Source organism: Streptomyces sp. CNQ085, from assembly GCF_022614595.1.
Classification (GTDB): Bacteria; Actinomycetota; Actinomycetes; order Streptomycetales; family Streptomycetaceae; genus Streptomyces.
Genome location: NZ_JAJFAU010000039.1, coordinates 24691 through 31785, shown reverse-complemented (window position 1 = coordinate 31785; position 7095 = coordinate 24691). Strand labels below are relative to the sequence as shown.

General features: G+C 69.5%; 8 protein-coding genes, 1 rRNA gene and 2 pseudogenes. 3 read left to right on the top strand and 8 right to left on the bottom strand.

The window, feature by feature from the left end:
- The 4 genes and pseudogenes from LJ221_RS09820 to LJ221_RS09805 form a co-directional block, all read right to left on the bottom strand.
- Positions 1 to 121, bottom strand: a 16S ribosomal RNA gene (locus LJ221_RS09820); the annotation flags it as partial.
- A 457-nt stretch (positions 122 to 578) separates the two neighbouring features.
- Entirely contained in the window at positions 579 to 899 is a 321-nt protein-coding gene (locus LJ221_RS09815; protein ID WP_374228417.1) for a DNA-3-methyladenine glycosylase, read from the bottom strand.
- 54 nt (positions 900 to 953) lie between these two features.
- Positions 954 to 1565 carry a DNA-3-methyladenine glycosylase gene (locus tag LJ221_RS09810; RefSeq protein ID WP_241715452.1) on the bottom strand — a complete coding sequence of 204 codons (612 nt, stop codon included), beginning with the start codon at positions 1563 to 1565 and terminating at the stop codon, positions 954 to 956.
- A 12-nt stretch (positions 1566 to 1577) separates the two neighbouring features.
- Positions 1578 to 1837, bottom strand: a pseudogene (locus LJ221_RS09805) (DNA-3-methyladenine glycosylase); the annotation flags it as partial.
- Between the two features lie 132 nt (positions 1838 to 1969).
- Here LJ221_RS09805 and LJ221_RS09800 point away from each other — a divergent pair.
- The 3 genes and pseudogenes from LJ221_RS09800 to LJ221_RS09790 all read left to right on the top strand — a co-directional run.
- On the top strand, positions 1970 to 2752 hold the full coding sequence (locus LJ221_RS09800) for a sporulation protein (RefSeq protein ID WP_241715451.1): 783 nt from the start codon (positions 1970 to 1972) through the stop codon (positions 2750 to 2752).
- 137 nt (positions 2753 to 2889) lie between these two features.
- Positions 2890 to 3429 (top strand): YbhB/YbcL family Raf kinase inhibitor-like protein, encoded by a 540-nt coding sequence (locus LJ221_RS09795; RefSeq protein ID WP_241715448.1) that lies wholly within the window; start codon positions 2890 to 2892, stop codon positions 3427 to 3429.
- Positions 3430 to 3575: 146 nt separating this feature from the next.
- Positions 3576 to 3833 (top strand): annotated as a pseudogene (locus LJ221_RS09790) (HNH endonuclease); the annotation flags it as partial.
- 43 nt (positions 3834 to 3876) lie between these two features.
- Here LJ221_RS09790 and LJ221_RS09785 read toward each other — a convergent pair.
- The 4 genes from LJ221_RS09785 to LJ221_RS09770 all read right to left on the bottom strand — a co-directional run bounded on the left by LJ221_RS09785 (position 3877) and on the right by LJ221_RS09770 (position 7049).
- Positions 3877 to 4641: a sulfite exporter TauE/SafE family protein gene (locus LJ221_RS09785; protein ID WP_241715446.1), complete on the bottom strand. Its 765-nt coding sequence runs from the start codon at positions 4639 to 4641 to the stop codon at positions 3877 to 3879.
- 97 nt (positions 4642 to 4738) lie between these two features.
- Positions 4739 to 5701, bottom strand: coding sequence for an SPFH domain-containing protein (locus LJ221_RS09780; protein ID WP_241715445.1), 963 nt, complete (start codon positions 5699 to 5701; stop codon positions 4739 to 4741).
- A gap of 112 nt (positions 5702 to 5813) precedes the next feature.
- Positions 5814 to 6236 (bottom strand): NfeD family protein, encoded by a 423-nt coding sequence (locus tag LJ221_RS09775; RefSeq protein WP_241715444.1) that lies wholly within the window; start codon positions 6234 to 6236, stop codon positions 5814 to 5816.
- A gap of 21 nt (positions 6237 to 6257) precedes the next feature.
- Entirely contained in the window at positions 6258 to 7049 is a 792-nt protein-coding gene (locus LJ221_RS09770; RefSeq protein WP_241715443.1) for an ABC transporter ATP-binding protein, read from the bottom strand.
- Between the last annotated feature and the right edge of the window lie 46 nt (positions 7050 to 7095).

Genomic DNA, 7095 nt, shown 5'->3' with positions numbered 1-7095 from the left:
GCCCACGTGTTACTCACCCGTTCGCCACTCTTCCCCTCCCGAAGGAGGTTCATCGTTCGACTTGCATGTGTTAAGCACGCCGCCAGCGTTCGTCCTGAGCCAGGATCAAACTCTCCGTGAATGCTCCCGGGTCATCCCGGTCACTCCGCGCAGAGCGGCGCCACCGGGAAGGAATAATTCCCGACGGCGCACAGCGTCCTCGCTGTGTGTGTTTCAAAGGAACCTCGCCGACTCCCGCGGTGCGGGAGCGACAGGGCATCAACATATCTGGCGTTGACTTTTGGCACGCTGTTGAGTTCTCAAGGAACGGACGCTTCCTTCGGCACCCCTTCCGGGGCCCCTCCGGGCGCTTCCCTTCGGTGTGTTCACTACCTTAGCGGACTTCTCCGGCGACTCATAATCGAGCCATTCGGATTGGTTTCCCGTGACGTTTGAGCGCAACGGAAACGACTCCCGAAGCCGGGAAGTCCGTGTTTGGTGATGTCCGCTCGGGCCTCTCTCACGCGACCTGTCCGGTCGCCGTGGATCTCGTCCCGTTCCAGCGGCTCGGCCAATGCTAGACCTCGGTCGGTCCAGCGTCAAGCCGCTCCCGACGGCGACGCGGCTGATGCGCCCGGTACGGGCTTGTCCGAGGGGTCTCCGGTGATCCAGTAACGCCACAGGTGGAGTGTTCCCTCTCCGTCCACTCCCGCACGGGGACCGTTCCGCACACGGCTCGAAGGAGCCGGGGTGTCGGCGAGGAGGCGGGCCACGTCCAGGGCGGTGACCGGACGGGCGGGTCCCTTGGCCAGTTCGCTGTCGTTGCGTGCCGTCGGTCGCCGCCGCCGCGTGTGCTCGCGGCCGGCCAGCACCTCTGGGCCCGGCAAGGGGGACCGCCGGGTCCTGCCGGCCCAAGTCATGCGGCGGTTTCAGGACCGACTCACCGGCGGGCCGTGGGCAGGACGCACAGCGGTTCAGGCTCCGGCGGACGGCTTGGCTCTCGGGCTCAGTCGGTACGCCGAGACCGTCGGATCACCGGCGAGGTAGAACCGGTGTTGCCAGTCGTGGGCCTTGCTCACGCCTACCCGAGGACCAATCTGGATGAGCGCGGCAGGCACCGACTCGCCCTCGGACAACATGACCGGGGTACCTGTCAGGAGGTCTGCGCCGTTGTGCTCCGCCGTGACGCCGAGTGCCTGGCAGGCGTTCCCCGGACCTCGGGCAAGGCGTGGGCTCTCGACCTTCTCCCCTCGCCGCTTGCGTGCCAGGTCTTCCCCCTCGATGACCCTGCCCGCCCTGATGAGGACGGCCGAGGCGATGCCGTCCGTCCCGGTGACGATGTTGGCGCACCAGTGGAGACCGTGGGACCGGTAAACGTACAGGTGTCCTGCGGGTCCGAACATGACGGCGTTGCGAGGTGTCTGCCCCCGGTAGGCATGGGAGGCTGGGTCAGCCGTACCCGAGTACGCCTCGGTCTCCGTGATGGCGATGCTCACGGTTCCCTCGGGGGTCTCGCAGGTGAGGACGCTCCCGAGCAGCCTGGGGGCGACCTCTTCAGCAGGATGGGCGAGGAGGCCGACGTTCATGCTGACCGCCTTGACATGCCGTAGGTGAAGTAGACGTGCGCGTGGCCGGGAGGTCCGAACATCACGGCGTTGCGCTCCGTCCGGCCCCGGTAGGCGTGCGATCCCGGGTCGATGCGGCCCGCGTGCGCCTCGACCTCCGTCAGACGGTCATCGATCGGGCCGTCTTCGGTCATGCGGACCAGGACACGGCCGAGCAGGTCGGGGGCGACCTCCGGAACGGGCCGGTCGAAGAAGGCGCGAGGCAGGGGCTTACGGTCGTGGTCGGCGCTCACGTCTGCCGAGCGTAGTGCAGCCATCGGGTAACGACTGCGGGCGGCGGCCCTGGCCGGCGGAACCGTCCGGCGGACTTCGGGCGTTCATAGGGATTGGCACGACACACAGGCAGGGCCTGGGGGAGGAAGAACATGGGTTTCAAGAAGCTGTTCGCGAGTGTGGGCATCGGCGGCGCGTCGGTGGAGACGGTGCTGACCGAGCCGAACGTGGTTCCGGGCGGCGTGGTCCAGGGGGAGGTGCGGATCCAGGGCGGGTCGGTCGCCCAGGAGATCCAGGGGTTGTCGGTCGGTCTCCAGGCCCGCGTCGAGGTGGAGGGCGGGGAGGAGGAGTACACCAGGAACGTCGAGTTCCACCGCATGCGGCTCGGTGGCGCCTTCGAGCTCCAGCCGGGCGCGGTGCACACGGTGCCCTTCGGGCTGGAGGTGCCGTGGGAGACTCCGATCACCACGTTCATGGGCCACCACCTGACCGGGATGAACATCGGGGTGACGACGGAGCTGGCGATCGCCAAGGCGGTGGACTCCGGTGACCTCGACCCGGTGAACGTCCACCCGCTCCCCGCCCAGCAGGCGATCCTCGACGCCTTCGGGGCCCTCGGGTTCCGGTTCAAGAACGCGGACATGGAGCAGGGGCACATCCGTGGCACCCGGCAGAAGCTGCCCTTCTACCAGGAGATCGAGTTCCTGGCACCGCAGCAGTACCGGGGCCTGAGCCAGGTCGAGCTGAGCTTCGTCGCGGACGAGCACGAGATGGACGTCGTGCTGGAGATGGACAAGAAGGCCGGTCTGTTCAGCGAGGGCAGCGACACCTACCGCTCCTTCACCGTGGGCCTGTCGGACTTTCAGCAGACCGACTGGGCCGCCGACCTCAACCAGTGGCTGGCCGAGGTCGGCGGCCGGCGGAACTGGTTCTGAGAGGTCCGGGAGTCGGGTGCTCCTCTCGCAGGGCGCGGTCCGGTGTCGTCCCGGGCCGCGCCCTGCGCCGTACGGCGGACCGGGATCGTTAGGCTGACCGGCACAGCAATGTCACGCCGACGAGGAGGTTTCCCCACGTGACCGAAGAGAAGCGACGCCCGCTCCCCCACGACTTCCATCCCCCGGTGCCGTCGTTCACGGTCGTGAGCGACGATGTCTCGGAGGGCGCCCCGCTGAAGCCCGACCAGGTCCATGCCGAGGGCAACACCTCACCGCACCTGCGCTGGGAGGGCTTCCCGGAGGAGACCAAGAGCTTCGCCGTCACCTGCTACGACCCCGACGCGCCGACCGGCAGCGGTTTCTGGCACTGGTCGGTGTTCGACATCCCCGCGACCGTGACGGAGCTGCCCGCGGGCGCCGGCACGGGTGTAATGAAGGGGATGCCCCCGGAGGCGGTGCACGTCCGGAACGACTACGGCACCCGTGACTTCGGCGGGGCCGCGCCACCACCCGGGGACGGCCCGCACCGCTATGTGTTCACCGTCTACGCCGTGGACACCGAGAAGCTCGGCGTGGAGGCGGACGCGTCACCCGCCATGGTCGGTTTCAACCTGCGTTTCCACACGCTGGCTCGCGCACAGCTGATCGGCGAGTACGAGGTGCCCGCCGAGGGCTGATCCCGGACTCCTCGCGGACCGGGAAGCCGGGAGCCGGAAGCCGGGGCCGTTCCGGCGACCGGCCTCACCGTCGGGAGGGAGTCCGCGCCCCACCGTCCACGAGTCGCGCTGTGGTGGCCGAGCGGTCGGCACCGCGGTGGCGGAGGCGGAGGGGCGTACTCGTACGGGACTGGCACCGGTGCGCCTACTGCGGGCGCCGGGCGACCACGGTGGACCATGTCGTGCCGCGTTCGCGCGGGGGCGGCGACACCTGGCTGAACACCGTTGCGGCGTGTGCGGAGGACAACCACCGCAAGGCCGACCGCACCCCCGCGCAGGCGGGTATGCGGCTGCTGACGCAGCCGTTCGAGCCGACGCCCGCGGACGCGCTCGTCCTCGCGCTGGCACTGCCCGCCTCCGCCTGAGGCTTCTCGCGGGCCGCCGCGGTCGGCGGCCGCCCCGGTCGGTTCAGTCCAGCACGAGCTGGATGATCGCCGCCGTACCGACGGTCACGATGACCGCGCGCAGGGCGGTCGGCGGCAGTCCGCGTCCCAGTCGGGCGCCGAGTTGTCCACCGACCGCCGAGCCGACCGCGATGAGCAGGACGGCGGTCCAGTCGAAGTCGGCAACGAAGAGGAAGAAGACCGCGGCGGCCCCGTTGACGATCGCGCCGAGGATGTTCTTGACGGCGTTGATCCGCTGGAGGTCATCGTTGATGAGCAGGCCCATCAGGGCGAGGTAGATGACGCCCTGAGCCGCTCCGAAGTAGCCGCCGTACATGCTGGCCAGGGTCATGCCGCCGAGGAGGACGGGACCGCCGTGGGGATGGGCGGCGCCGCCGTCGCGCTCGCGGCGGCGGATCGCGCGGGCCAGGCGCGGCTGGACGACGACGAGCACCAGTGCCAGTGCGACGAGGACCGGGACGATCATGTCGAAGGCCGCGGAGGGCAGCGTGATCAGCAGGGCGGCCCCGGCCACCGCCCCGACCAGGGCCGCGGCGCTCAGGCGCAGCACTCGGTCGCGCTGTCCGCGCAGTTCCCGGCGGTAGCCGATGGCGCCGCTGATGGAGCCGGGCACCAGGCCCAGTGTGTTGGAGACGTTCGCGGTGACGGGCGGGAGCCCAACCGCGAGCAGCACGGGGAAGGTGATCAGGGTCCCCGAGCCCACGATCGTGTTGATCGTACCCGCGCCTATGCCGGCGACGCAGACCGCCAGCGCCTCCCAGATACTCACGCGCAACGCCCCTCAGCCGATCGGTGCCTGGCGCACCGATCATGCCCGAGAGGCGTGGCCGCGATGTATCCGGGGGTGGCGGGGGCAGGACGTGTCCTCAGTCGATCGGAGGCTGTTCCCGGCGCTTACTCAGGTCGGAGCGGCCCGCGGCGGCGCCGGACGAGCTCGTGGAGGGAGCGGGGGCCCCGGGGCCGAAGTTGCCCAGTGCGCCGCCGAGCCCCTTGAGGGCGTCCCCGATCTCGCTGGGCACGATCCAGAGCTTGTTGGCGTCGCCTTCGGCGATCTTGGGGAGCATCTGCAGGTACTGGTAGGACAGCAGCTTCTGGTCCGGGTCCCCGGCGTGGATGGACTCGAAGACCGTGCGGATGGCCTGGGCCTCGCCCTCGGCGCGCAGTGCGGCGGCCTTGGCCTCGCCCTCGGCGCGCAGGATGGAGGACTGCTTCTCGCCCTCGGCGGTGAGGATCTGCGACTGGCGCACGCCCTCGGCCTGGAGGATCGCGGCGCGCTTGTCGCGGTCGGCGCGCATCTGCTTCTCCATCGAGTCCTGGATGGAGGTCGGCGGCTCGATCGCCTTGAGCTCGACCCGGTTGACGCGGATGCCCCACTTGCCGGTGGCCTCGTCCAGGACGCCGCGCAGGGCCGCGTTGATCTCCTCACGGGAGGTGAGGGTGCGTTCCAGGTCCATGCCGCCGATGATGTTGCGCAGGGTGGTGACGGTGAGCTGCTCGATGGCCTGGATGTAGCTGGCGACCTCGTAGGTCGCGGCCCGCGCGTCGGTGACCTGGTAGTAGATGACCGTGTCGATGTTCACGACCAGGTTGTCCTGGGTGATCACCGGCTGGGGCGGGAAGGGGACGACCTGCTCACGGAGGTCGACGCGGTTGCGGATGGTGTCGATGAACGGGACGACGATGTTGAGTCCGGCGTTCAGTGTCCGGGTGTAGCGGCCGAAGCGCTCCACGATCGCTGCGCTGGCCTGTGGAATGACCTGGATCGTCTTGATGAGTGCGATGAAGACCAGCACCACCAGGATGATCAGCACGATGATGATGGCGTCCATCGTGGCTCCCCCCCTGCGTTCTCCTAGGTTCTCACGCTGACCGGGCTGACCAGCGCGGCTGACTGTGCCGTCGGCGTCGCCGGCGGTTGTGTGACCGTGCGGTCACCGGCTATCACATCACGACGGCGGTCGCCCCGTCGATCTCCACCACGTCCACCTGGTCGCCCGGCTCGTAGGACGCGCTCGTGTCAAGGGCGCGCGCGGACCAGATCTCACCCGCGAGCTTGACGCGCCCTCCGGAGCCGTCGACCCGCTCGAGCACGACGGCCTGACGGCCCGTCAGCGCGTCGACGCCACTTCGGTGTTCGGGCCGCTGCGTCTGCATGCGTCTGGCGACGGGACGAACGACGAGGACCAGCGCGGTGGAGACCACCACGAAGGCGACCACCTGGGCCGCCAGCCCTCCGCCGAGCGCCGCGACGGCCGCGGCCGTGACGGCACCCACCGCGAACATGCCGAACTCGGGCATGGCCGTGAGTACGAGCGGGATTCCGAGTCCTACGGCGGCGATCAGCCACCACACCCATGCGTCCACACCGCCATGGTAGGGCCCGGGTCAGCCGAGCGGGAGACCCTGCGCCGTCCAGCGGCCGCCGTTGTACTCCACGACCAGGGGGAGACCGAAGCAGCGCGAGAGATTGGCGGAGGTCAGCTCCGCCTCGACCGGACCGGCGGTGAGCACCTTGCCCTGACGAATCATCAGGACGTGGGTGAACCCCGGGGGGATCTCCTCGACGTGGTGGGTCACCATGATCATCGAGGGGGCGTACGGGTCGCGGGCGAGCCGTCCGAGCCGGCGCACCAGGTCCTCGCGGCCGCCGAGGTCGAGTCCGGCGGCCGGCTCGTCCAGGAGCAGCAGTTCGGGGTCGGCCATCATCGCGCGGGCGATCTGGGTGCGCTTGCGTTCTCCTTCGGAGAGGGTGCCGAACCTCCGCTCGAGGTACTCGTTCATCCCGAGGCGGTCGAGGAAGGCCAGGGCGCGCTGCTCGTCGACCGCGTCGTAGTCCTCGCGCCAGCCGGCGGTCATGCCGTAGGCGGCGGTGAGGACGGTCTGGAGGACGGTCTGGTCGCGCGGGAGCTTCTCGGTGAGCGCACTGCTGGCCATGCCGATGCGCGGGCGCAGTTCGAAGACGTCGACGGAGCCGAGCTTCTCGCCCAGGACGGTGGCGGTGCCGGAGGTCGGGAACAGGTAGCTGGACGCGATGTTGAGGAGGGTGGTCTTGCCGGCGCCGTTGGGGCCGAGGATGACCCAGCGCTCCCCCTCCTTCACCGACCAGGAGACATCCTCCACCAGAGCCCGACCCTCGCGGACCACGGATACGTCCACCAGCTCCAGTACATCGCTCATGGCGCGTTGTCTCCCATTGCAGTCGCGGCTGTCGCCTGTGCCTGTG

Bases quoted from the DNA above. Each gene is read 5' to 3' on its own strand.
- LJ221_RS09800 (WP_241715451.1), top strand. From the start codon at position 1,970: ATGGGTTTCAAGAAGCTGTTCGCGAGTGTGGGCATCGGCGGCGCGTCG.
- LJ221_RS09810 (WP_241715452.1), bottom strand. From the start codon at position 1,565: ATGAACGTCGGCCTCCTCGCCCATCCTGCTGAAGAGGTCGCCCCCAGG.
- LJ221_RS09780 (WP_241715445.1), bottom strand. From the start codon at position 5,701: ATGGACGCCATCATCATCGTGCTGATCATCCTGGTGGTGCTGGTCTTC.
- LJ221_RS09770 (WP_241715443.1), bottom strand. From the start codon at position 7,049: ATGAGCGATGTACTGGAGCTGGTGGACGTATCCGTGGTCCGCGAGGGT.
- LJ221_RS09815 (WP_374228417.1), bottom strand. From the start codon at position 899: ATGACTTGGGCCGGCAGGACCCGGCGGTCCCCCTTGCCGGGCCCAGAG.